General features: G+C 62.1%; 21 protein-coding genes. 11 read left to right on the forward strand and 10 right to left on the reverse strand.

Annotation, left to right across the window (positions count from 1 at the left end; all coding sequences use genetic code 11):
- Positions 1–6 precede the first annotated feature (6 nt).
- Complete coding sequence (locus KJQ96_RS20130; protein ID WP_213288291.1) at positions 7–1,026, reverse strand: ABC transporter substrate-binding protein; 1,020 nt, start codon at positions 1,024–1,026, stop codon at positions 7–9.
- Positions 1,027–1,164: 138 nt separating this feature from the next.
- Between KJQ96_RS20130 and KJQ96_RS20135 the strand changes: the two genes are divergently transcribed.
- A complete protein-coding gene (locus KJQ96_RS20135; protein ID WP_213288292.1) occupies positions 1,165–1,986 on the forward strand; it encodes a creatininase family protein in 822 nt (273 codons plus the stop codon).
- 153 nt (positions 1,987–2,139) lie between these two features.
- Positions 2,140–2,397 (forward strand): hypothetical protein, encoded by a 258-nt coding sequence (locus KJQ96_RS20140; protein ID WP_028351026.1) that lies wholly within the window; start codon positions 2,140–2,142, stop codon positions 2,395–2,397.
- A gap of 636 nt (positions 2,398–3,033) precedes the next feature.
- Here the strand turns inward: KJQ96_RS20140 and KJQ96_RS20145 are convergent.
- On the reverse strand, positions 3,034–4,665 hold the full coding sequence (locus tag KJQ96_RS20145) for an FMN-binding glutamate synthase family protein (protein WP_213288293.1): 1,632 nt from the start codon (positions 4,663–4,665) through the stop codon (positions 3,034–3,036).
- 509 nt (positions 4,666–5,174) lie between these two features.
- On the reverse strand, positions 5,175–5,948 hold the full coding sequence (locus KJQ96_RS20150) for a ferredoxin--NADP reductase (RefSeq protein ID WP_213288294.1): 774 nt from the start codon (positions 5,946–5,948) through the stop codon (positions 5,175–5,177).
- A 289-nt stretch (positions 5,949–6,237) separates the two neighbouring features.
- On the opposite strand from KJQ96_RS20150, the gene KJQ96_RS20155 reads away from it, so the two are divergent.
- From KJQ96_RS20155 to KJQ96_RS20170, 4 genes are all read left to right on the forward strand, one after another.
- A complete protein-coding gene (locus KJQ96_RS20155; protein WP_213288295.1) occupies positions 6,238–7,236 on the forward strand; it encodes a hypothetical protein in 999 nt (332 codons plus the stop codon).
- Complete coding sequence (locus tag KJQ96_RS20160; protein WP_213288296.1) at positions 7,236–8,552, forward strand: glutamate ligase domain-containing protein; 1,317 nt, start codon at positions 7,236–7,238, stop codon at positions 8,550–8,552. The genes KJQ96_RS20155 and KJQ96_RS20160 overlap by 1 nt, the downstream gene beginning before the upstream one ends.
- Positions 8,553–8,642: 90 nt before the next feature.
- A complete protein-coding gene (locus KJQ96_RS20165) occupies positions 8,643–9,644 on the forward strand; it encodes an NADP-dependent oxidoreductase (protein ID WP_213288297.1) in 1,002 nt (333 codons plus the stop codon).
- Positions 9,645–9,708: 64 nt separating this feature from the next.
- Entirely contained in the window at positions 9,709–10,491 is a 783-nt protein-coding gene (locus KJQ96_RS20170) for a class I SAM-dependent methyltransferase (RefSeq protein WP_213288298.1), read from the forward strand.
- Between the two features lie 141 nt (positions 10,492–10,632).
- On the opposite strand, the gene KJQ96_RS20175 is transcribed toward KJQ96_RS20170, so the two are convergent.
- Both KJQ96_RS20175 and KJQ96_RS20180 read right to left on the reverse strand, forming a co-directional pair.
- Entirely contained in the window at positions 10,633–13,806 is a 3,174-nt protein-coding gene (locus KJQ96_RS20175; RefSeq protein WP_213288299.1) for an efflux RND transporter permease subunit, read from the reverse strand.
- Positions 13,807–13,815: 9 nt separating this feature from the next.
- Complete coding sequence (locus tag KJQ96_RS20180) at positions 13,816–14,922, reverse strand: efflux RND transporter periplasmic adaptor subunit (RefSeq protein WP_249734251.1); 1,107 nt, start codon at positions 14,920–14,922, stop codon at positions 13,816–13,818.
- On the opposite strand from KJQ96_RS20180, the gene KJQ96_RS40290 reads away from it, so the two are divergent.
- The 4 genes from KJQ96_RS40290 to KJQ96_RS20195 all read left to right on the forward strand — a co-directional run bounded on the left by KJQ96_RS40290 (position 14,831) and on the right by KJQ96_RS20195 (position 19,085).
- The gene (locus KJQ96_RS40290; protein ID WP_249734285.1) at positions 14,831–15,223 is read left to right on the forward strand and encodes a hypothetical protein; all 393 of its coding nucleotides are present in this window, start codon (positions 14,831–14,833) and stop codon (positions 15,221–15,223) included. The two genes, KJQ96_RS20180 and KJQ96_RS40290, sit on opposite strands and share 92 nt — an antisense overlap.
- Positions 15,220–16,074: a hypothetical protein gene (locus KJQ96_RS20185; RefSeq protein WP_213288301.1), complete on the forward strand. Its 855-nt coding sequence runs from the start codon at positions 15,220–15,222 to the stop codon at positions 16,072–16,074. The genes KJQ96_RS40290 and KJQ96_RS20185 overlap by 4 nt, the downstream gene beginning before the upstream one ends.
- Positions 16,075–16,335: 261 nt before the next feature.
- Positions 16,336–17,475 carry an FAD-dependent monooxygenase gene (locus KJQ96_RS20190; RefSeq protein WP_213288302.1) on the forward strand — a complete coding sequence of 380 codons (1,140 nt, stop codon included), beginning with the start codon at positions 16,336–16,338 and terminating at the stop codon, positions 17,473–17,475.
- Complete coding sequence (locus tag KJQ96_RS20195) at positions 17,472–19,085, forward strand: benzoate-CoA ligase family protein (protein ID WP_213288303.1); 1,614 nt, start codon at positions 17,472–17,474, stop codon at positions 19,083–19,085. Before KJQ96_RS20190 ends, KJQ96_RS20195 begins: the two co-directional genes overlap by 4 nt.
- A 228-nt stretch (positions 19,086–19,313) precedes the next feature.
- On the opposite strand, the gene KJQ96_RS20200 is transcribed toward KJQ96_RS20195, so the two are convergent.
- The gene (locus tag KJQ96_RS20200; protein ID WP_213288304.1) at positions 19,314–19,823 is read right to left on the reverse strand and encodes a MarR family winged helix-turn-helix transcriptional regulator; all 510 of its coding nucleotides are present in this window, start codon (positions 19,821–19,823) and stop codon (positions 19,314–19,316) included.
- Positions 19,813–20,445 carry a maleylacetoacetate isomerase gene (gene maiA, locus KJQ96_RS20205; protein WP_213288305.1) on the reverse strand — a complete coding sequence of 211 codons (633 nt, stop codon included), beginning with the start codon at positions 20,443–20,445 and terminating at the stop codon, positions 19,813–19,815. The genes KJQ96_RS20200 and maiA overlap by 11 nt, the downstream gene beginning before the upstream one ends.
- Before the next feature lie 106 nt (positions 20,446–20,551).
- Between maiA and gtdA the strand changes: the two genes are divergently transcribed.
- Complete coding sequence (gene gtdA, locus KJQ96_RS20210) at positions 20,552–21,592, forward strand: gentisate 1,2-dioxygenase (RefSeq protein ID WP_213288306.1); 1,041 nt, start codon at positions 20,552–20,554, stop codon at positions 21,590–21,592.
- Between the two features lie 146 nt (positions 21,593–21,738).
- Here gtdA and KJQ96_RS20215 read toward each other — a convergent pair whose 3' ends face one another.
- The 3 genes from KJQ96_RS20215 to KJQ96_RS20225 form a co-directional block, all read right to left on the reverse strand.
- Positions 21,739–22,566, reverse strand: a complete 828-nt coding sequence (locus KJQ96_RS20215; RefSeq protein ID WP_213288383.1) for an ABC transporter permease — start codon at positions 22,564–22,566, stop codon at positions 21,739–21,741.
- Positions 22,559–23,332 carry an ABC transporter ATP-binding protein gene (locus KJQ96_RS20220; protein ID WP_213288307.1) on the reverse strand — a complete coding sequence of 258 codons (774 nt, stop codon included), beginning with the start codon at positions 23,330–23,332 and terminating at the stop codon, positions 22,559–22,561. Before KJQ96_RS20220 ends, KJQ96_RS20215 begins: the two co-directional genes overlap by 8 nt.
- 174 nt (positions 23,333–23,506) lie before the next feature.
- Positions 23,507–24,511, reverse strand: coding sequence for an ABC transporter substrate-binding protein (locus KJQ96_RS20225; protein ID WP_213288308.1), 1,005 nt, complete (start codon positions 24,509–24,511; stop codon positions 23,507–23,509).
- Positions 24,512–24,662: the final 151 nt, after the last annotated feature.

A 24,662-nucleotide genomic window follows, 5' to 3' on the forward strand; every position in this document is an offset into this window, starting at 1 on the left:
CTCGCGTCAGTTCTTCGGCCGCAGATCAACACCGACGGCCTTGTTGACGAAGCGAAGCGTGTAGGCCTGGCGGTAGTCGATATCGCGGCGAACCACGCCGGCCCGCACCATCTTGTCGAAGAAGCTCGCCACGCGCGCGTCGTTCATGGCGCCGATGCCGTCGCGCAACGTATCGCCGGAATCGACGATGCCGTATTCCTTCATCTTGGTGACGGAATAGCTGAGCAGCTCGTCGGTCATCTCCGGGTTGATCTTCTTGATCATCGCGTTGCCGGCGGAATTGTCGCCGTAGAGATAGTTGTACCAGCCGATGACGGAGGCATCGACAAAGCGCTGCACGAGATCCGGCTTCTTGTCGACGATCTCGCGGCGCGTCTCGATCAGCGTCGAGTAGGCGTTGAAGCCGTGATCGGCGAGCAGGATCACCCCGGGCTTGAAGCCGGCCGCCTTCTCGACGGCGTAGGGCTCGGAGGTAACGTACCCCTGCATCGCGCTCTGCTTGTTCACGATGAAAGGCTGCGGATTGAAGGTGTAGGGCTTTACCTTACTCTCGCTGAACCCATATTCGGACTTCAGCCACTGGAAGTAGCTCGCGACACCTTCCTTGGACACCAGCAGCGTCAACGGCTTGAGATCTTCGAGTTTTGCAATTTTGGTTTCCGGATGGGTGAGGAATACCTGCGGATCCTTCTGGAAGATCGCGGCGACCGCAATCAGCGGCACGTTATTGGCAACGGCGTCGAACGATTGCAGCGTGTTCGCGCTCATGAAGAAGTCGAGCTTGCCGGCGGTCAGCAGGATGCGGTTGTTGGTGTTGGGCCCGCCGGGAACGATGGTGACGTCGAGGCCGTATTTCTTGTAGGTGCCGTCGGCGACCGCCTGGAAGAAGCCGCCATGCTCGGCCTCCGCGACCCAGTTGGTTCCGAACGACACCTTGTCGAGGGTTTCGGCGCGCGAAGGCATTGGTCCTGCGGTCAGCGCCAGAAGACCTGCGGTTAACGCTCGCAGCAAAAAGGCCGGGTTCATGGTTGGACTCCGTCGATCATTCTGGCCCATGATGAGAGGCTAAGGACTACGTCCCAAGAGGTTTGTCCAGGGATCGGACCATTCCCGGACTATCTAACAAACTACCCTGCAAATTCATCCAAAGAAACGCTTCGCTCGATGGCCTCAACCGTTCCGCCCCGCGACTGGACCGACATCCGCTGGTCCGACACTGCCAAGAATGGCGCTAAGGCCGACGCCGCGCGCTGGATCGCGGTGCTGCCATTGGCAGCCACCGAACAGCACGGCCCGCATCTGCCGCTGGAAACCGACGTCCTGATCGGCGAGGCCTATCTGGCGCGGGTGCGCGAGCTGTTGCCGGTCGCGCTACCCGTCACCTTTCTGCCGCTGCAGCCGGTCGGCATTTCCACCGAGCACATCGATTTTCCGGGCACGCTGACGCTGCCGACCGAGGCCGCATTGAAGGAGTGGATGGCGATCGGCGAGCGCGTTGCGCAAGCCGGCATCCGCAAGCTCGTGATCGTGACGAGCCATGGCGGCAACAGCGCGGCGATGTCGCTGGTCGCGCAGGATCTGCGCGCACATCACGGGCTGCTCGTAGTGACGACCAGTTGGTCGCGCTTCGGCGCGCCGGATGGATTGTTTTCGGCCGAAGAGCTGCGTCACGGCATTCACGGCGGCGCGGTCGAGACCTCCATCATGCTGGCGCGCTATCCGCACACGGTGCGGAGCGAGGCGATCGCCGATTTTCGCCCTGCCAGCATCGCGATGGAGAAAGAATTTCGTTGGCTCTCGGCGCATCGGCCGGTCCCTTTCGCGTGGCAGATGCAGGACCTTAACGAAAGCGGCGCGGTGGGCGATGCCACCAAAGCTACTGCGGAGAAGGGCGAACTACTGCTCGATCACGGCGCGCGGGCGTTCTGCGAACTGCTCGATGACGTCGACAAATTCGATCCGGAATTGTTTCTTCGTAAAGCATAAAATCGCGATTTATTCTCCTAACCATCTGAAATATCGAGGAAATAAACGACGAAACCATATTTCCGGCCGCCGCCTCGAACCGCCTTTCAACGTGCTCCGTCCAACTGGGCATGCGGACCACAATGGCCGCTTAACTTAAGGATGGAGACTTCCATGTCGATCAAGACCAAGTTCGCCGCTCTCGCTCTCGCTACCCTTGCCGTTACCGGCGGCATGGCTTCCACACAGGCTCAGGCCAAGCCGCTGCACTGGGGTGTCGGAGCCGGCCTCGTTGGCGCAGCCATCGTCGGCACGGCCATCGCCGCTTCGGGTCCCCACTACTACTATGACGGCTATCGCCGCTGCGGCTGGGTTCGCCAGTTCGACGCTTTCGGCAATTACATCGGCCGCGTCCGGACCTGCGCCTACTGATTTATGCGGCTGACTTGGTTGCTGTTTGAGAAGCGATTTCCTTGCAAGCAAACCACTTCAGACCCTGAAAGCGCTTCTCTTGTTTAACGCGTTGTCTTCACGCGAACCGGAAGGGCCACCCACGGATCAAGTCCGAGGACATTACTTCGCTCGAAAACGCTTTGTCGTGGATCAGCGTCCGGCACGGGCGCCTCATCCACCCCCGTGCCGCACCCGACCCGCCCGGTTGTCCCCCCGGGCGGGTCACCTTTTTGCGCACCATCGCCCTGACCGGGCCGGTATGTTGCGCACACGTCACGTAACCATGTCATTTAGACGAAGCAGTTCAATGCTTCTTGCAATTGCGAATTGTTCCCAAGAAAGCTCGCAACGCAGATTGCGCTCCTGCTCGATCCGGTTTTCGGCCCGCCGACTACCAGCTTATCACCAACCCCGCCTACAACGCCGAGCGCGGCCCGGTCCACGTGTTCTCGAGCGGCTGCTGCGCGGAGAGTTTTAGTCATTCGGCGGTCGTCCCTGCGAACGCAGGGACCGACAACCACCGGGCCGAAATTGTTTTTGCGAGGACGTCTGCCACTCCGCCGTATCGATAGATCACGCGGTATGGGTCCCTGCGTTCGCAGGGACGACGAGACATCAATCCGCCGGCTGGAACGAATCTGCGCGCGCCATCGCCCATGCATCGCGGAAGCGCGGATCCTGGGTGCCTTCGATCAACTCGCCCGGACGTAGCTGTGGATAGAGTTGCGCGAATGACAACGTGTCATTCGTGGAGGATCGCTGCGAGAAGTGGATCGGCCGCAATTGCCGCGGATGATCGAGGCCGGCTGCGGCGATAAGCTCGGACAGGGCGTGCAGGGTAGCGTGGTGATAATTGTAGACCCGTGCGGTCTTGTCCGGCACCACCAGCGCGCGGGCGCGAAGCGGATCCTGGGTGCTCACGCCGGTCGGGCATCGATCGGTATGGCAGCTCAGCGACTGGATGCAGCCGAGCGCGAACATGAACCCGCGCGCAGAATTGCACCAGTCGGCGCCGATCGCCATCGCACGCGCCATGTCGAATGCGGTCGCGATCTTGCCGGCGGCACCGATCTTGACGCGGTCACGCGCATTGATGCCGATCAGTGCATTATGGACGAAATTGACGCCCTCCCGCATCGGCATGCCCAAATGGTCCATGAATTCCAGCGGCGCAGCGCCGGTGCCGCCTTCATTGCCGTCCACCACGATGAAATCAGGATATATCCCGGTCTGAACCATCGCCTTGCAGATCGCCAGGAATTCCCAGGGATGACCGACGCACAGCTTGAACCCGGCCGGCTTGCCGCCGGATAGTCGCCGCATCTCGCCGATGAAAACCATCATTTCCAGCGGCGTCGAGAACGCGCGGTGCGTGGCCGGAGAAATGCAATCCTCGCCCATAGGGACACCGCGAATTTTGGAGATCTCTTCAGAGACCTTGGCCGCCGGAAGGACCCCGCCATGTCCGGGCTTGGCGCCCTGGCTGACCTTGAGTTCGACCATCTTGATCTGATCGTCGCTGGCGATGCGGGCAAATTCCTCCGGGTTGAACGAGCCGTCGCGGTTGCGGCAGCCGAAATAGCCCGAGCCGATTTCCCAGATGATGTCACCGCCGTGTTCGCGGTGGTAAGGACTGACGCCGCCCTCACCGGTGTCATGCGCAAAACTGCCCTTCTTCGCACCGGCATTCAGCGCCCGCACCGCGTTGGGGCTAAGCGCGCCAAAACTCATCGCCGAGATGTTGAAGACCGAGGCCGAGTACGGCTTGGTGCAATCCGGACCACCGATGGTGACGCGAAATTGCTCGACGGCACGAGCCTTCGGCGCCATCGAATGGTGCATCCATTCATAACCATCGCGATAGACGTCCTCCTGGGTGCCGAACGGCCGCTTGTCGAGCACCATCTTGGCGCGCTGATAGACCAGAGCGCGGGTGTCGCGGGAGAACGGCATGCCGTCCTTCTCGCTCTCGAAGAAGTACTGCCGTATCTCCGGACGAATTTCTTCGAGCAAGAAACGAATGTGCGCCGAGATCGGATAATTGCGCAACACCGCGTGGTTCTTCTGCAGGAGATCGCGAATGCCCAGCAACGTAAGCGCGCCGAAGACCACGATCGGCAGCAGCAGCAACTCCCACACTTTCAGATTATTGTCGAAGATCCCGATGCCGATGAGCAGTGCCGTGACGACGGCGCAGATTGTCAGCACGATGTAGCGTGGCGAGAACGGAAGCAGCAGCGTCTCCATGGAACCCCCTCACCCAAATTATCCTTGCCGGACGGCAGCTTAGTCCAATCGCCGGAACGGGCGCTACACGGTATACAACGGGCGATACAACGGGCGCTACACGATATACGGAGCGACCTTCACGGAAGTGACGGCGACTTGAAAAAATAAACGGGATGCTCCCGGTCCGAATAAACCTGTCGCCTTTTTGCAGTGCGGCGCAATGGCGTAGAGACGAGTGCAGTCCTTGCCGCACAACCTCGTAGCGCACCGGCACGCACGCTCTGTCGATCGTCGCGTCGGCAACGAGCCGAGCGACGTTACGGGAGGGTTATAGCAGTGAGGGAACGGGGTGGGCTACTGGGCCGCGAACAACGATCTATCACCACGTCGTCCCTGCGAAAGCAGGGACCCATAACCACAGACAGGAATGATTACGCCGAGGCGGTGGCCCCGGCGTAGTTAAGCAACAAGCATTTGTGGCTATGGGTCCCTGCTTTCGCAGGGACGACAGCGGATGAATTGAACCCTCAGCGCTCGACGAACGCTTTTTCAATCACGAAATGACCGGGCTTGTTGCCGCTGCCTTCGATGAAGCCGCCGGATTCGAACATCTGCTTCAGCTCTTCCAGCATGGCCGGGCTGCCGCACATCATGATGCGATCGGTCTCGATATTGAGCGGCGGCTGGTGGATGTCGTTGAACAACTGCTCGGATGAGATCAGGTCGGTGATGCGGCCGCGATTACGGAACGGTTCGCGCGTCACGGTCGGATAGTACAAGAGCTTCTCCGACAGCAGCGGCCCGAACAACTCGTCGTCGCGCAGCTTGGCGACCAGATCTTCACCATAAGCAAGTTCGGAGACCTGACGGCAGCCGTGAACGAGCACGATGGTCTCGAACCGCTCATAGACGTCGGGGTCCTTGATCAGGCTGGCGAACGGCGCAAGGCCCGTGCCGGTCGACAGCAGCAGCAAGCGCTTGCCCGGAATCAGATTGTCGGTGATCAGCGTGCCGGTCGCCTTGCGGCCGACCAGAATCTCGTCGCCCTCGCGGATCTTCTGCAGCTTCGAGGTCAACGGCCCGTCCGCAACCTTGATGGAGAAGAACTCGAGCTCTTCCTCGTGATTGGCGCTCGCCATGCTGTAAGCGCGCAGCAGCGGCCGGCCCTCGACCTCGAGGCCGATCATCGCGAACTGGCCGTTCTGGAAGCGGAAACCGGAATCGCGGGTGGCCCGGAAGCTGAAAAGCGTATCGGTCCAGTGGCGGACAGAAAGAACTTTCTCTCTATAGAACGCACTCATGTGTTTTCGTTTTTCCTGACGTCTCGATGTAGAACGTTTCGGTCTTCGGGCCTCAAAGTGCCAAAAATCAGCGAAATCATCGGCGCTTTGCCGCTTCATTTGCGCACAGCAGACACATAGTCAATATGACCTGCAGCACAATTGAGAACTCGGAATGGCTGTCGGTCTAATTTGCAAAAAGGTTCGATCGTCTTCGTTAACGCTTTCTCGCGCAATTAACTTGCTGAATTCGGCGCCGATCTGGCAATAAAAGACTAGGACGAATTAAGAACGTTTCAAAAGAGATCGCATGCGAAGCCCATCAGAGTTTCGAACGGGAAAACCGGGCTTCTATCCGGACCAGGCGGTCTATGCAGAGTTTGCGGCTGCCGAATTCAGGCTGACATTTCGCGACCTCGACGGCGGCTCGGGATTGATCTTCAGCATCGCCGCGCGCGACAGGCTGCTTCATTTCGGCGCCGGCCGATGCTCCTGGTATCCGCAGAACAATGCGACGGCTTCGACGCTGGCGTCGGACAAGTTCTTTGCCAGCAGGATTCTGCGAGACGCCGGAGTGCCCGCGCTCGGCGGCGAGTATTTCTTCCTGCACGACCGCCACCGCGCTCATCGCCCGGCCGGCCATGAACGCAGCGACGCGATTGCCTGCTTCAAGGCATTGGGTGGGTCGGTCTTCGTCAAGCCGCTCACAGGGGCGCGCGGCGATTTCGCGCAGGCGATTCATAGCGAAGCGGCGCTCGTTCGCTATCTCGATGAGGTGATGAAATACTATGACGCCGTTCTGATCCAGCCGATCGTCGATGGCACCGAGTATCGCGTTTTCCTGCTCGACGATGACGCGCTCTACTGCGCGCGAAAACGCCCGCCGTTGATCTCGGGCGACGGCGTGCGCACGTTCCGCGAACTGCTGACGGCCCACAATGACGCTTTGCGGGCCCGCGGCCTTTCGCCGGCTTCGCTGGCCGATCACGACCCGTCACTCGACACCGTTCCGGCAAATGGCGAACGGCGCGAGATGCCCGGGCGGATGAATCTCAGTGCTGGCGGCACGATGGTGCTGGCGGATGCACCGTCCGAGGGGGCCATCGTGCTGGCGCGGCAGGCCGCGCGCGCGATCGGACTTCGCGTAGCGGCCATCGACATGTTCGTAGATATCGGTGGCCAACCGGATTCCATGCAAGTCATCGAGGTCAACTCCAACCCGGCCATCCGGCTGCTGGAGGATTCCAACCGCGGCGACCTAATCCTGAAGATCTGGCATCACACCTTCTCGACGATGGGATTGCTCTAGTGTTCGACCTGCCGAAATATGGCGACGGCGTCTGCCTCGCGCGCATGGCCGAGCTGTTGGACATGCTGGCCGTCGATCGCGCCCGGCTGCGGCGCATCTCGGTGGTGGTGACCGGCTCTAATGGCAAAGGCAGCACGGCGGCGATGTGCGCTCGAATCGGCCGCGCTTACGGTTTGCGCACGGGTCTCTTCACTTCCCCGCATCTGTTTCGTTTCAACGAACGGATACAGGTCGACAACGTCGAAATCGACGACGACGCGCTCGCCCTTCTGAAGCGTAAGGTAGCGGCGGTGGTCGCCGACGTCTCGAGCCGTCGCGGTGAACAATTCGGCGCTTTCGAAGCGCTGTTCGCGCTCGCCTGCTTGCACTTCCAGAAGAGCGAATGCGATTTCGCAGTGTTCGAAGCCGGCATCGGCGGACGCTACGATCCAGTCCGCCTGATCGGCGCGCGCGAGACCTGCGTCACGTCGGTCGATTTCGAGCACGTCGATCTGCTCGGCAACTCGCTTGAACTGATCGCTTCCGACAAAAGCGACGCTTGCGCCGCCGGCGGCACGATCGTGTACGGCGAAAACTGTCGCGACCTGCGGCGACATATCGTCGAGTATAATCGCTGGCGCGGCTGCACCCCACTGTTCGTCCGTGACGAGATCAGTGTCGACAACGAGGCCCAATCCGCGTCAGGGCAGCATTTCGATTTCCAGTTCGGCTATCATGATTTTCGCCGCATCGAAGTGAGCCTGCCCGGTACGTTTCAGTTCAACAACGCCGCCATCGCAACGACGCTGTTCCTGCTCTGGCTGCAACGCGAGCATCCGCGCAAGGCTCCCGATCGCATCGAAGCAGCAATACGCGCCGGCCTGCGCAACGTACGCTGGCCCGGCCGCCTGGAGGTCATCCAGCAAGACCCGCTCACGGTGATCGATGTCGGCCATACGCCGGACGGCATCCGGCAATCGCTCGCGAGCCTCACGGCTATTCATGGCCGCGACGATTGGATTCTCGTCACTGGCGCCTCGCACGACAAGAAGGCCGACGAGATCGTCGACGCGCTGACGCCATCGTTCGATACGATCATCTGCACGGCGGCGCACCACAAGGGCGCGGACCCGCAAACCATCGCCGCCGCCGCGCGACTTGGCAATTCCAACGCAACCCTTCATGTCGCGGCGACAATCGCGGATGCCGTGAGGCTCTCGCAGGAGATGGCTCTGGAACAAAAGCGCAGAGTGTATGTGGCGGGCGGATTATTCCTGGCGGTCGAATACGCAACCGTCGCAAAGGGCGGCCGCGCGGAGGATTTGGAGTTTTTCTGAACGTAGCGCACAATCCGTGCAGTCGAACGGCTTTTCCGCGGCCAAGGGCACCGGAAACGCCAGAATGCGACACCGAGGGGAGAGAACACCATGAGCGACACCGTCAATCGTCAGATCCTGCTGGTCGAAAAGCCCACCGGCAAGCTCGGGCAAGAGCATTTCAAGATGGTCCAGGGCACGGTGCCCGAACCGAAGGATGGCGAGGTGCTGGTGCGGACGCGCTATATTTCGCTGGATGCCGCCAACCGCGCGTGGATGCACGGTGCCACCTATCGCGCGGCCGTCGAAGCCAACACGGTGATGGCTGGTGGTAGCATCGCGGAGGTTGTCGCCTCGAAGGCTTTAAGCCTCGCGCCGGGCGATATCGTGTTCGGCGACACCGGCTGGCAGGATTATGCCGCCGTACCGGCAAAGCATCTGAACAAGATGCCGAAGATGGAGCCGATGACGCATCTGCTCAGCGTCTACGGCATCGCCGGCCTAACCGCCTATTTTGGTCTCCTGCATGTCGGCAAGCCGAAGCAAGGCGAGACCGTCGTCGTGTCGGCTGCCGCCGGCTCCGTCGGATCGATCGTCGGGCAAATCGCCAAGATCAAGGGCTGCAACGTCATCGGCATTGCCGGCGGCAAGGACAAGTGCCAGTGGCTCACGTCCGAACTCGGCTTTGACGCCGCCGTCAATTACAAGGACGGCGCCACCTTCAAGGCGTTGCGATCGGCAGCGCCGAAGGGCATCGACGTCTATTTCGACAATGTCGGCGGCGAGATTCTCGAAGCCTGCCTTTCGCTGATGAACAACCGCGGCCGCATCGCCTGCTGCGGCGCGATTTCGCAATATGACGGCGTACCGTCGGCCCACGGTCCGCGCGGCGTCCCCGGCCTGATTGTGGTGAAGCGCCTCGTCATGCAAGGCTTCATCGTGATGGACTTTATGGACCAGAGCGCCGCGGCGCTGGCCGATCTGCAGTCCTGGGTCGCTTCCGGCAAATTGAAGGTGCAGGAGGACGTGATCGACGGAATCGAGAACACGCCGAAAGCGCTGATCGGCCTGCTTGCCGGCGAGAACCGCGGCAAGAGGATGGTGAAGGTGTAACCCGAGCAGAGCGGCACTCTGCGACGGCGAATTTCCGGTAGGGCGGCGGCGGGGGGTCTGGCTAATGGCTGAAATTCGCTTCGATGACGGCGCCAGCTATGAGCGCATGATGGGCGTCTGGAGCCGACTCGCCGGCGAGATCTTTGTCGATTGGCTGGCCCCGCCGATGGGCGTGCGATGGATCGACGTCGGCTGCGGCAACGGTGCCTTCACCGACATCCTGGTCGAGCGATGCGCCCCAGTGGACGTTCAGGGTATTGATCCGTCCGAAGGGCAACTTGCATTTGCACGCAGCAGACTTGCGGCGCGCCTGGCGAAGTTTCGCCAAGGCGACGCCATGGCGCTTCCCTTTCCCGCTGACAGCTTCGATGCCGCCGTCATGGCGTTGGTCCTGGTATTCGTTCCCGATCCAGCCAAAGGCGTCGAGGAAATGGTTCGAGTGGTCAGCCCGGGCGGCACAGTCGCGGCCTACATGTGGGACATGTTGGGTGGCGGATTTCCCCTGGATCCGGTCCACGTCGAGATGCGTGCGATGGGTCTTGCGCCTCCACGCCCGTCGCGGATGGACGCATCCACAATGCCAGCGCTGCAGGACTTGTGGACAGGTGCCGGTCTCGAGGCCGTGGAGACGCGGGAGATCTCGGTACAGCGGACTTTTGCGCATTTCGACGAATTCTGGAAAATTAACCTGGAAGCCCCTTCGATCGCCCCCATCATTGCCACGATGGAATCTGCAGACGCAGAAGCACTCAAGAGGCGGGGGCGCACTCGCCTCCATGAGGATGCGGGGGGACGCATCATTTGTGACGCGCGCGCGCATGCGATAAAGGGACGCCGGCCGAAGTAAGTCACTGCGAGCTAACAGCTCGTCCCCATCCAATGCGAGACCCTCCGACATTGGTTGTGAACGGACTGCGCACATGGCAGCGCACGACAATCCTAGATAGTCCCGGCTCAAGGCCGGGACGAGGAAATCGAAATCTCGCACCTAATGCCCCGCACCCGGCGCCACTTGCGACGCCGCCTGCGCACCCGCTCTCTTCGCCTTCCGCTCCTTCAGCCAGTTCTCGAACCGCTGGATCACGACGAAGAACGTCGGCACGAACAGCACGGCCAGGCACGTTGACGCCAGCATGCCCGAGAACACGGTAATGCCGATCGACTTCCGCGCATTTGCGCCGGCGCCGGTGGCGAGCACCAAGGGCACGACGCCGAGGATGAAGGCGAACGACGTCATCAGAATCGGGCGGAAGCGGGCCCGCGCCGCCTCGATCGCGGATTCCAACAGCGGTTTGCGGTTGCGCACGTGGAGCTCGAGCGCCACCTCGACGATCAGGATGGCGTTCTTGGCCGACAGCGCGATCAACAGGATAATGCCGATCTGGGTGTAGAGGTTGTTCTCGATCCTCAGCCCGCTCAGCACCAGCATCGGCCCGAGCAGTGACAGCGGCACCGCAAGAATGACCGAGATCGGCGCATACCAGCTCTCATATTGTCCGGCCAGTACGAGATACACCAGCAGCAGGGCCAGACCAAACGCCCAGTAGATCTGGCCGCCGACGACCTTCTCCTGGTACGACATCGCCGTCCACTCGAAACCGGTGCCCGGCGGCAGCGTCTTGGCGGCGATCTCTTCCATCAGATTCATCGATTGGCCGGAGCTGTAACCCGTGGCCGGCAGGCCGATGATGGTTGCTGACGGATAGAGATTATACAGGCTGATCAGCGACGGTCCGACCGCCGGCGTGATCTTCGCGACCGCGCCGAGCGGGATCATGTCGCCCTGGCTGTTGCGCACCGTCAGCCTTTCGATGTCGCGCGGGGTCAGGCGGAATTGCGCATCTCCCTGCGCATAGACCTGGAAGGTACGGCCGAACTTGTTGAACTGGTTGACGTAGCTCGACCCCATGTAGGATGACAATGTCGAGAAGATCTGGTCGGTCGTCACATGCATGGTCTGGGCCTTGACCCTATCAACCTCGACATCGTACTGCGGCACCGTCGAGCGGAACGGCGAGCTGACCCGCTGCAGCGCGCTTTGCGATGCCGCATTGGAAACCATAGCGCCCGTGATTGCCTGCAGCTTGCTGAAGTCGGAATTGCCGTCGCGGAGCTGCACCTGCATCGCAAATCCGGCGGCATTGCCGATGCCCTGGATCGGCGGCGGCGGGACCACCAGGATCTGCGCCTCCTCGATCACAGACAGTTTTTCGTTCAGGCCGACGAACAGCGACCGCAGATCCTCGCCTTCGCCGCGCGCACTCCATTCCTTGAGGATCAGATAGGCCACGCCCGCATTGGCGAGGCTGGAAGAATTGTCGAGCGCGGAAATGCCCGCGATCGTGATCACCTGATCGACGCCCGCGGTTTTACTGGTGATGTCGCTGACGCGGGTGAGCACGCGCTGAGTGCGGTCGAGCGCCGCGCCATCCGGCAATTGCACCGCCACCAGCAGATAGCCCTGGTCCTCGATCGGGATAAAGCCGGTCGGCACCCGCGACAGGCCGTAGCCGCCGATCGCGATCAGGATCAGCGCGCAGATGACGGATACATTGCTGTGCGCGACCAGACGGCCGATCACTCGGCCATACCAAGCCTCCAGACGGTTATAGACCGCGTTGAACCCCCGGTAAAAGAAGTTGCGCTGTTCCGGCGGCGCGGGCCGGCGCAGCCATAGGGCGCATTGCGTCGGCTTCAGCGTCGCCGCGTTGATGGCGCTGAGCAGCGCGGTCGCGGCAATGACCAGCGCGAATTGCGCGTACATCCGGCCCGTCAACCCCGGCAGGAATGCCGAGGGCAAAAACACCGAGATCAGCACCAGCGTAATGCCGATGATCGGCGCGAATAGCACATCCATCGCGCTGATCGCGGCGTCATGGCCGGACATCCCCTTCTCGATATTATGGGCTGCGCCCTCGACCACGATGATGGCGTCATCCACCACGATGCCGATCGCGAGCACGATCGCAAACAGCGTCGAGATGTTGACGGTGAAGCCGAGCGCGGCCATCGCCGCGAACGCGCCGATGATGGTCACCGGCACGGTCGTCGCCGGCACCAGCATCGCGCGCCAGTCCTGCAGGAAGATCAGGATCACGATGAGCACGAGCAAGCCGGCCTCAATGAGTGTCTTGTAGACCTCGTTGATCGATTCGGAGACGAATTTGGTGGTGTTGAACGGCGTGTCGTACTTGATGTCCTGTGGAAATCCCTTCGCCAACTCCGCCATTTTTCTCTGAACCGCCTGCTCGACTTCGAGCGCGTTGGCGCCCGGCGACTGGAACACGCCGATGCCGGTGGCCGGCTTGTTGTTGAGCGAGAACATCTGGCTGTAGGTCTGGGCGCCGAGTTCAACCCAGCCGACGTCGCGCACGCGCGTGATGTCGCCGCTACTGCCGGTCTTGACGATCACGTTTTCGAACTCAGTAGTGTCGTCGAGCCGGCCGCTGACGTTCAGCGTATATTGGAACGCCTGCCCTGCAGGCGCCGGCGGCGCCCCGACCTGGCCTGCTGTGACCTGCTGGCTCTGCTGCTGGATCGCCGAGATCACGTCCTGCGGCATCAGGTTGCGCGCCTGCAGCTTGTTCGGATCGAGCCAGACCCGCATCGAATACTGGCCGGCCCCGAACACAGTCACATTCCCAACGCCGGGCAGGCGCGACAGCTCGTCGCGAATGTTGATGGTGGCGTAGTTGCTCAGGAACAGGCTGTCATAGGTCGCTTTCGGCGATGTCAGCGTCACGAACAAGAGGATTGCCGTCGATCGCTTCTGGACGGTGACGCCCTGGTTCTGCACCGATTGCGGCAGTTGCGAGAGCGCGCTCGAGACCCGGTTCTGCACCAGCACCTGCGCGAAGTTGAGGTCGGTGCCGATCTTGAAGGTGACCGTCAACGAATAGGAGCCGTCGGCGCCGCTGTATGACTGCATGTAGAGCATGTCCTCGACGCCATTGACCTGCTGCTCGATCGGCAGCGCTACCGTGTCGATCACGGTTTTCGCGCTGGCGCCGGGGTAGCGGGTGGTGACCTGCACCGTGGGCGGCACGACATCGGGATATTGCGCAACCGCGAGCCGGAACAGGCTGACGCCGCCGATCAGGATCATCAGGATCGCGATGACGTTGGAAAGAACGGGCCGCTCGATGAAAAATTTTGAAATCATGGCCGGCTCCTACTTGGCCGACGCCGGCTGCGCTTCGACTATTTTCACTTGCGGATCGACCTTCTGGCCGGGTATCGCACGCAACAGCCCGGCGGTTATCACGCGGTCGTCGGCCTTGAGGCCTTCCTCGATGACGCGCAGCTCGCCTTCCAGCGGTCCGACACGCACCTTGCGCTGCTCGACGACATTTTCGCCGTTCACGACCAGCACGTAGCGTCCGGCCTGGTCGCTGCCGAGCGCGACGTCAGGCACGAGCAGCGCGTTCTGCACCTGGTCCAAAGGCACGCGAATTCGGACGAAGAATCCCGGCAGCAGCGCGCGATCCGCATTGGGCAGCACGCCGCGCACGGCAAGCGTGCCGGTCGACTGGTTCAGCGTCGTGGCGGCATAGTCGAGGTTGCCCTTGTGCGGAAAGCCGGTCTCGGTCTGCAATCCGATCTCGATCGGCACATGCCTGAGATCGTCGGGCGTCATGCCGCGCCGGCGCGCTTCCTCGCGGATCCGCAGCACGTCCTGTTCGTTGACGCTGAAATTCACATAGATCGGGTCGAGCGCCACGATGCTGGCGAGTTGCGTCGGCGATGATGCGCCGACCAGTTCGCCGACGGAGACGAGATGCGCGCTGACGACGCCGTCGAACGGCGCTACCACGTTGGTGTAACCATAATTGACCGCTGCGATCTTGGTATTGACCTGGGCCTGCAGCAGGCTCGCCTGCGCGTTGTCGCGGGCCGCGGTGGAATTATCGAGCGTGGCCTGGGAAACGGCCTGCCGCTGCACCAACTCCTGCTGGCGCTTGAAATCCGCCTCGGTCTGGCGCACCGATGCCTGTGCGCCGGATTCCGCGGCCTGCGCCTGTTCGAGCTTCAGCTTGTAGGTGTCCGGCTCGATGGTGAACAGGGATGTGCCTTCTTTGACGTAGGCGCCGTCCGTGTAGTTGATCGATTGCAGAAAACCCTGCACGCGCGCGACCAGATCGACATTCTTAATCGCCGCCGTATTGCCGGTCGCTTCGAGATAGCGCGTGAAAGGCCGCTGCACCGGTAGCGCAACCTCAACCTTCGGTGGCGGTGGCGGCACAAAAGTATTTTGTTCGCAGGCACTTAACATAGCCATCGCTGCAAGCGCGAAAGCTGCACGGCAGGCGGCGGCACCTCTTTGCGCGGCGGTGCGGTGTGATCTCAAACGTGCAGGCGAACGCGAAGCCTTCATTTTGGTGCCTCAATCGGTCTTGTTCCGGAAAAGGCTTATTCGGAAATCGGCTTTCCGCCATCCCATGAAAATAGCAACAATCCGCTTGCGGCGAAACCGGAAAGCGAAAATGATGCGTCCCGAATTTTTTTCAGCAAACGCATTCAAGACTTCACTTCGGTTGAAGCGGCGGCTTCCGGCGACGACAAAGGATTTATTCAAATGATCAACACATTGACGCGCGCAAGAAAGCTTGGGCCGCTGCTGGCGACCGCAATAGCCGCAACTGCAGCACCCGCCCTTGCGCAAGCGCCGAGCCAGGCGCAACGTGACGCGATCAAATCCCAGTGCCGCTCCGATTACATCGCGCATTGCTCCAGCGTGCCGCCAGGTGGCGAGGCCGCGCTTCAATGCCTGCAGAAGAATATGTCGAGCCTCTCATCGGGCTGCCAGGGCGCGGTGCGCGCGGTGGAAGCACCGGCAGCCGCGCCTGCCAAGCCGGCGGAGACGGCTAAGCCCGCCGAACCCGCCAAGCCGGCCGAGACAGCAGCACCGAAATCCGCAGCGCCTGCTGCCGCAACCGCGGCGCCGGCCAAGTCCGCTGAGCCAAAGGCCGCCGCCACCCCTGCTGCCGGGCAACCGTCCAGCGCCCAGATTTCCGCGATCCGTAGCGCATGCCGCTCCGACTATCCGAAGGTCTGTGCGGGCGTGCCGACCGGCGGCGCGCCGGCACTGCAATGCCTGGAAAAGAACAAGGCCAAGCTTTCAGCCGGCTGCGAGAAAGCCGTGTCCGCCGCGAGCAGCGGTGGCGCGGCACCTGCGGCGGCGGCTGCTCCGGCCGCGGCAGGAGCCGCGGCTACTGCTGCGCCGGCGGCAGCGCCAACCGCGATCGTGCTGCGTCCGATGCGGCCCCGCGAAGAACTGTTCGTGCTGCGATCGGCCTGCGGCGCCGACGTGCGCACGATTTGCGGCGGCGTGCCTGCTGGTGGCGGCCGGATCGTGCAGTGTCTTGCAACCAATGCCGCCCAGCTTTCGCCGGCCTGCAAGGAAGTGCTGTCGCAATTCGCGGCGCGCTAAATCCCGCAGCCTGCGGCGATCTTTCGTTGCAGCCGAGTCTATCGCGTCTTCGGCGGAAAGCCGGTTTCAAATCTGAAATGCCTGATGGCGCGAGAGGTACCGGTTCGTGCGCTAGCGTTAAGGTAGACGCTGCAACCTAATCCTGATGCCATTAGGACCGGCCGCAGAACGGTTCCCGGCGATATTTTCCTCTAGCGCAAATATCCAGCACGGATTAGTCTCCATCCAATTAGTAAGTATACTGTCGATTGGGAGGAAGACGTGCGTATCGCCGTCATCGGCGGAGGCCCCGGCGGCCTCTACTTCGCCTATCTCTGGAAGCGCCGTCATCCGGACGCGCAGATCGACCTGTTCGAACAGAACCCCGAAGGCGCGACCTGGGGGTTTGGCGTGGTGTTCTCCGAGCAGGCGCTGGAATTTTTGCGCGCCGATGACCCCGAGACGGTCGACGCCATCACACCACGGATGGAGAGCTGGAAGAACATCACGCTCAATTTGCGTGGTGAGAGCGTCGAGATCGACGGCGTCGGCTTCTCGTCGATCGGCCGGCTCGAACTGCTCACCATCCTGCAGCAGCGCGTGCGCGGGGCAGGCGTGACCGCGCGGTACGACACCACGATCCAGTCGATCGGCGAACTCGGCGGATACGACCTGATCGTCGCCGCCGACGGACTGAACTCGCTGGTGCGCCGCGGGTTTGAGAAGGAATTCGGCGCCTCGGTTTCGCATTCGACCAACAAATTCGCCTGGTACGGCACCAGCAAACGCTTTGCCACGCTGTCGCAGACGTTCGTGAAGACCAATCTGGGCTTCTTCAACGCGCATCACTATCGCTATTCGCCCGCCATGAGCACGTTCCTGGTCGAATGCGATGCGGCGACCTGGCAGGCCTATGGCTTCGAGCACATGACGATCGAACAGTCGCAGGCGATCTGCGAAGAGATTTTTGCGGAGACCCTCGACGGTCACTCTCTGGTGTCGAACAAATCGGTGTGGCGCAATTTTCCCTGGATCTGGAACGAGAATTGGTCGCACCGCAACATGGTGCTGATCGGAGACGCCTTGCACACCGCGCATTTCTCGATCGGCTCAGGCACGCGGCTCGCCATCGAAGACGCGATCGCGCTAACCAAGGCGCTGGAGGCGGAAAGCGATATTCCCGCAGGCCTCGCCCGCTACCAGGCCGAGCGCAAGCCGATCGTGCAGAAGCTGGTGACGGCGGCGCGCACCAGTGCCGACTGGTATGAAGATTTCCCCGAACACATGAAGCTCGACCTGATGGATTTTGCCTACAGCTATATCACCCGCTCCGGGCGGATCGCCGACGCGCGGCTGCGCGCGATGTCGCCGGAATTCATGAGGCGTTACGAGGCGGCGAAGAAAATCGGGAGCCAGGCATGACATCAGAAATTTCCGATTTGGTGCCCCGCGACAATCCGGGCGCGCGCGAGATCGGCTTTGCGATCCCGGAACGCTATAACGCGAGCCGCATCCTGTTCGATAATCTCGCGGCCGGTCGCGGCGGCCGGCTGGCGCTGACCGGCCCCGGCGGCACGCGCACCTATGCGGAGCTCTGCGCCGAGGCCGCCCAATGGGGCCACGGCCTTCAATCGCTGGGCTTGAAGCGTGGCGACCGCATCCTGATGTTCCTCGACGACACGCCGGCCTATCCGGCGGCATTTTTCGGCGCGGTGCACTCCGGCTTCGTGCCGCTGTTGATCAACACGCTGACGCCGCCGGAGCTCCTGCAGTTCTATCTCTCGGACGCCGGCGCAACGGTAGCGGTCACCGAGGCCGAGTTTACGTCGCGGTTCAACGCGGAGGCCTGCAGGGATGCGCCGCTGCAAACCCTTGTTGTAGTCAATGGCGTAGCGGGCGAGCACGCCGTGCCGAACACGGTCGACGCGGCGAAGTGGCTGCAAGGCTTCGCCACCGATCTTCCGGAAGCCGACACCCACCGCGACGAGATGGCGTTCTGGATGTATTCGTCGGGCTCGACCGGCCGCCCCAAGGGCATCGTGCATCTGCAGCACGACATGGCCTATAGCGAGCAGGCGTTCGCCCGCAGCGTGCTCAAGCTCGGGCCGGACGACATCTGCTTCTCGGTGCCGAAAATTTTCTTCGCCTACGGTTTCGGCAACGCCATCACCTTCCCGTTCTCGGTCGGTGCGGCGACGCTGCTGCTGCCGGGACAACCGAAGCCAGCAGCGATCTTCGCGGCGATCGAAAAATACCGGCCTACCGTGTTCTACGGATTGCCGACGCTCTACACCTCGCTGACCAAGGCCGAGGGTGCAGCGGCGATCGATTTCTCGTCGCTGCGAATGGCGCTGTCGGCGGCCGAAGTCTTGTCGGCGGAAGTGTTCAACGGCTGGAAAAAGCTGACGGAGCTCGAGATCATCGAAGGGCTCGGCTCGACGGAAGTCCTGCACATCTATCTCTCCAACCTCCCCGAGAAGAAAAAACTCGGCGCCGCGGGCCTGCGCGTGCCCGGCTATGAAATCCTGCTCAGGGACAAGGACGGCCGCGAAGTCGCCGACAACGAGGAGGGAATCTTGTGGGTACGCGGCGATTCCAACACGCCGCTGTACTGGAACCGGCCGGACAAGTCCGCCGAGACCATTCGCGAGGAGGGGTGGATCTACACCGGTGATCGCTTCGTGCGTGATGCCGACGGCTTCCATTTCTTCCGCGGCCGCGCCGACGACCTGGTCAAGATTTCAGGCCAGTGGGTCTATCCGCTGGAGGTCGAGCTCTGTCTTGCCGAGCATCCCGACATCAGGGAATGCGCGGTGTTTGCGGCCGAACTGCCGGACCGCCGGATGACCCTGAAAGCGGTGGTGGTGATGAACAAGGGCGAGTTCGATGCGACGAACGCCACCAAGACATTGCAGGATTACGTCAAGGCAAAGCTGCTGCCTTACAAATATCCGCGCGAGATCACCTTCATCGAGGAACTGCCGAAGACCGGCACTGGCAAGATCGACCGCCAGGCGTTGATGAAGATGTAGCCGGCTGCAAACTCACTGTCGTCCCTGCGAACCTCCGCAAACTCGACGTCGTCCCTGCGAACGCAGGGACCCATAACCACTGATATCAGTTGTGGCCTTAGGCTGCAGCCACAGCCCGCCTAACACAAATATTTGTGGTTCTGGGTCCCGGCTCCTGATGCGCAATTGCGCATAAGGGCTGGGACGACGGCGGTGTTCTTGGCGCTAACCTCCCGCCCCCAACGCCCCTCACCCCGCCTTCCCCAAATGCTCCAGCGCATCTTCCGCGCGCAGCGGCACGCGCGAGGCTTCATTGTTGAGATCGACCAGTTGCGTCAAGAGCGCCAGCAGGGTCTTGCGGTCGGCTGGCTTCAGCGGCTGCAGCATCCTGACCTGGGCGCGTTCGACCGACGGCATGATGTCGCGCAGCACGGTGGCGCCCGATTTCGAGAGATAGAGCAGCTTGACGCGCTTGTCCTCGCGCGAGGGCTTGCGCTCGATCAGCGCCTTGCTCTCCAGCCGCTCGATGACGTTGCCGAGGGTCGAGCGGTCGAACGCGATCACCGCCGAAAGGCGGGTGGCATCGATGCCCGGATGGGTGTGGATCGCAACCAGCGCCGCATATTGCACCGGCGTCAGGTCGAACGCGCTGCATTCCTCGACGAAGATAGATACCGCGATCTGCTGCATCCGTCGGAACAGATAGCCGGGCGCGGTATAGACCGCGTCCATGGTGATGGGGGATGGCTTACTCGGCATCGGGCTGCCTGTCCGGTGCGGCATCAGTGAATGCCTTCATTTGATTTGCCGCGGCTTCCGCCTCGAGCAGGCGGGAAAAGCCTGATACGTCGACGCCGAAGCGCCGCGCATTGGCAAGCTGCGGCACCAGGCAGAGGTCTGCAACCGTCGGCGTGTCGCCGAAGCAGAACGGCCCGTTCTCGCCCTTGATCAGGGTCTCGCAGGCGGCAAGGCCTTCGCGGTTGGCCCAGGCCGCCCATTCCGTCACCTTCTCTTCCGGCAAGCCGAGCTGGCGCAGGCGGGCCAGCACCTTCAAGTTCTGCACCGGATGGATGTCGCAGGCGATCGCCAGCGCAAAGGCCCGCACCTTTGCGCGGCGCAGCGGGTCCCTTGGCAATAGCGGCGGGTTGGGGTGGGTCTCGTCCAGCCATTCGATGATGGCCAGCGACTGGGTCAGCACCGCGCCATCGTCGCCCTCCAGCGTCGGCACCAGCCCCTGCGGGTTGAGGGCGAGATAGCCCGGCGCAATCTGTTCGCCCTTGCGAAGGTGATGCGGCAGGTGCTCCGCCGTAAGCCCCTTGAGGTTGAGCGCGATCCTGACGCGGTATGCCGCGCTGCTGCGGAAATAGCCATGCAGCTTCATCGGAACCTCCTGATTCTTCCGGCCTGTTCGGGTTTACCACATTGACGCTACCGATATTGTAAGTACACTGTCAATCTACACGATAAAGAATGACGGGAGGCTTGCCATGGAAGCCGTGCAGAAGACGCCGGAACGCGAGGCGTTCTACAAGAAGATCGACGGCGACAATCTCTCCGCGCTGTGGAATGTGCTGGGCGACCTCGTCACGCCGGAGCCGCGCAGCGCCTGCCGGCCGCATCTCTGGAAATTCGATTCGATCCGCGACTACATGACCGAAGCAGGCCGACTGATCACCGCCAAGGAAGCCGAGCGGCGGGTTCTGGTGCTGGAGAATCCGGGCCTGCGCGGCCAGTCGAAGGTCACGACCTCGCTGTTTGCCGGCGTGCAGATGGTGGTCCCGGGCGATGTCGCGCCCGCTCATCGGCATAGCCAGTCGGCTTTGCGCTTCGTGCTCGAAGGCAAGGGCGCCCATACCACCGTCGACGGCGAGCGCACAGCGATGGCGCCCGGCGATTTCATCATCACGCCATCGATGACCTGGCACGATCATTCCAACGAGACCTCGGACCCGATGTTCTGGCTCGACGGTCTCGATATCCCGATGGTGCAATTCTTCGATGCTTCGTTTGCCGAAGGGTCAAATGAGGACCAGCAGAAGATCTCCAAACCCGCCGGCGACAGCTTTGCGCGCTACGGCCACAATTTGCTGCCGGTCGACGAGAAGCGAAAATCCAAGACCTCGCCGATCTTCAACTATCCCTACAGCTACACCCGCGAGGCGTTGGAGCGAGCCAAGGTACGCGACGAATGGGACGCCTGTCACGGGTTGAAACTGAAATTCTCCAATCCCGAGACAGGCGATTTCGCCATGCCGACCATCGGCACCTTCATTCAGTTATTGCCGAAGGGTTTCAAGACCGCGCGCTACCGCTCGACCGATGCCACCGTGTTCGCCGCGATCGAAGGCAAGGGCCGCACCCGGATCGGCGACCAGACGTTCGAATGGGGCGCGCGCGATTTGTTCGTGGTGCCGAGCTGGCACTGGGTCACGCATGAGGCGGACGTTGATTCGGTGCTGTTCAGTTTTTCGGATCGCCCGGTGCAGCAGAAGATCGACCTGTTTCGCGAAGACCGCGGCAATGCGTGAGGTTGTTGTCGTGAATGGTCTATCGTCGTCCCTGCGAACGCAGGGACCCATAGCCACCGGCCTTCGTTTTGCGGAAGGGCGTCGGCCACTTTGCCTTATCGACAAATCACGCGGTATGGGTCCCTGCGTTCGCAGGGACGACAGCTCTACCGCCAATGCAGCAACCTCATCTCCAGCACGTTGATCGCCTTGCCCACCGCAAGCCCGAACAGCGACAGGATCACGACGCCGGCGAGGAGCTGATCGGTCTGCATCAGATTGCCGGCCTGCAGCACGAAGGCGCCAATGCCGAACTGTGCGCCGATCATTTCCGCGCTCACTACCAAGAGCAGCGCCACCGACGCCGTAATGCGGAATCCCGCTAGGATCGAGGGCAGCGCGCCGGGCCAGATCACTCTGATGACGATGGCATGAAACGGCACGTTAAAACTCTGCGCCATTCGGATCAGGTTGCGCGGTACCGCGTCGACGCCGCTATAGACCGAAATCGCGGTGGAGAAGAACACCCCTAACGCAATGGTCGCGATCTTCGGCTCTTCACCGATCCCGAGCCAGAGGATCAGGAGCGGCAGCAGCGCGATCTTCGGAATCGGAAACAGCGCGGAGATGAAGGTGATGCCAACGCCGCGCGCCAGCGTCGAGAGGCCGATTGCAAAACCGACGATCACGCCGGCCACCGTGCCGATCAGCCAGCCTGAGCCAATGCGAACGACCGAAGCGGAAACGTGCTGCCAGAGTGCACCACTGACGGCGAGCTTGTAGATCGCGACTGCAATCGCTGATGGCGCCGGCAGGAACAGCGGATTGACCCAGCCGGCGCTGCCGGCGAGCTGCCAGAACGCGATCACCAGCGCCAGCGCGATCCACCCGGAAGCGCGGCCACCGCCCGGCATAAAGCCCGCGCCGCGGAAGGCGACCGGCCGCGGAACGCTCCCATCCTGCCGGGTATCCTGCGAGGGCGCGCGCTCAAGCATGCTGAACCTCGCGCTCGGCATCGATTGCCTCCTCGCGGATCAGCGACCACAACTGGTTCTGCAATGTCAACAACTTGCCGCGGGCATCAATGCCGCCGCGTTCGGCACGCGTCATCGGAATGCTCACGACCTCGCGCACGCGGCCGGGCCGGCGCGACAGCACCACTACGCGGTCGGCAAGTCGCACCGCCTCTTCCAGATTATGCGTAATATAGACCGCGCCCATCGTGCCGTCGGCCAGCAGGCGGACAAAGTCCTCCATCAGCAATTCTCGGGTCTGAGAATCCAACGCCGACAGTGGCTCGTCCATCAACAGGATCGCTGGCCGCACCGCAAGCGCCCGCGCGATGCCGACGCGCTGGCGCATACCGCCGGACAATTGCTTCGGGTAGGCGCCGCGAAAATCAGACAGGCCGGTGCGGCGCAGTGCATCATCGACGACGGCCTGGCGCGCGGCGGCATCGAGCGCGGTATGAACCAGCGGAAACTCGACATTTGCTTCCACCGTGCACCAAGGCAGCAGCGCAAAATCCTGGAACACGAAGGTCAGCGGATTGAGACTGTTGTCCGGTGGCGCTCCGCGCAGCTCTGCCCGCCCCTCGCTCGGCCGCAACAGGCCGCCCAGAATCGACAGCAACGTGCTCTTGCCGCAGCCGGACGGCCCGACGATCGCGACCACCTCGCCGGAGGCGACGGTGAAGGAGACGTCATCGAGCACGTCGAGGCCGCCGAAGCGGTGACTGATATGGTCGGCGATCAGGTCCATGTGGTTCCTGTATTCAACCTCTTGCTCCGCTGCGCACCCTCTCCCGCTTGCGGGGGAGGGCTGGGGTGGGGGTGTCGCCGCGAGTGACACTGGTCGTGTGGAGAAAGCCCCCACCCGCCGCGCTCTGACGAGCGCGTCGACCTCCCCCGCTAGCGGGAGAGGTAAGAACTCCCATCAATCCGCCTTCACATATTCTTTCGCGATGATCGCATCCGCCGCGAATCCCTTGTCGACAAAGCCCTGCTCCTGCAGCCACGCGATCTGATTATCGACGTTTTTGATGTCGAGCTTGCCGTCGGGATCGATATAGGCGCAATTGCCGACCACCTGCTCGACCGGCAGATTGCTGTACTTGGCGATGATCTCGAGTAGCGGTTTTGTCTTGTCGTTGATCGCGGCCTTGCCGTCCTTCACGGAGGCCAGGATCACGTCGTGATATTCGCGATCGGCGCGCACCAGCGCGCCCAGCAGCTTTGTCACCAGCGCCTTGTTGGCAAGCGTCTTCGGTGAAGCAAACACCGCGCCTAACTGCCACGGCGTCTCGTCGCCGACCCAGCCTAGAAACTTGGCGCCACCGGAATCCACCAGCGCCCGTGCGGTCGAGATCGGCAGCAAGGCCGCATCGACAGTTTCGCCCTTCAGCGCCGCGGCGGCATTGGATAGCGACTGCAGCGGCATCACCTTCACGTCCGCGAGCTTGAAGCCGTATTTGTCGGCGAGCAGCCCCAGCGAATAGTGAAAGCTGGAGCCGACTTGAGTGACCGCGATGCGCTTGCCGGCCAGATCCTTCGGCGTCTTCAGCCCCGCGGCATAGGCGTTATTGCCAGCGAAATAGCCGATCAGCGGATAGCCGGCCTTCTCGCGGCTCATGCCGCCGATCACCTTCAGCGTGCCCTTGCCGGCGAGATTATAGAGCCCGGCGGTAAATGCCGTAATGCCGAAGTCGACGTCGCCGGAGGTGGTCGCCACCGCGATCGGCTGCGCCGCATCAAAGAATTTCAGCTCGATGTCGAGCCCGGCCTCGCGGAAATAGCCCTTGTCCTGCGCGATGAACACCGGCGCCGAGGATGACAGCCGCAGCACGCCAATTTTTGCTTTCAGCGCATCATCGGCCCGTGCCACCCCGCCCGCCGCCATTACCAACAGGCCCGCCAGCGCGAGCCGCGCAAACTTCTTCATCCGGTTTCCTCCGCCTCTTATTTTTCGCACGCTATCCACTCGGGTCGTCCCTGCGAACGCAGGGACCCATACGCCGCGGCCTTACTTTGGGACAAGGGCAGACGGCTTTTGCTATTATCAAGTCCTGTGGTTATGGGTCCCTGCGTTCGCA

The sequence above is a fragment of the Bradyrhizobium sp. sGM-13 genome (assembly GCF_018398875.1).
Taxonomy (GTDB): domain Bacteria; phylum Pseudomonadota; class Alphaproteobacteria; order Rhizobiales; family Xanthobacteraceae; genus Bradyrhizobium.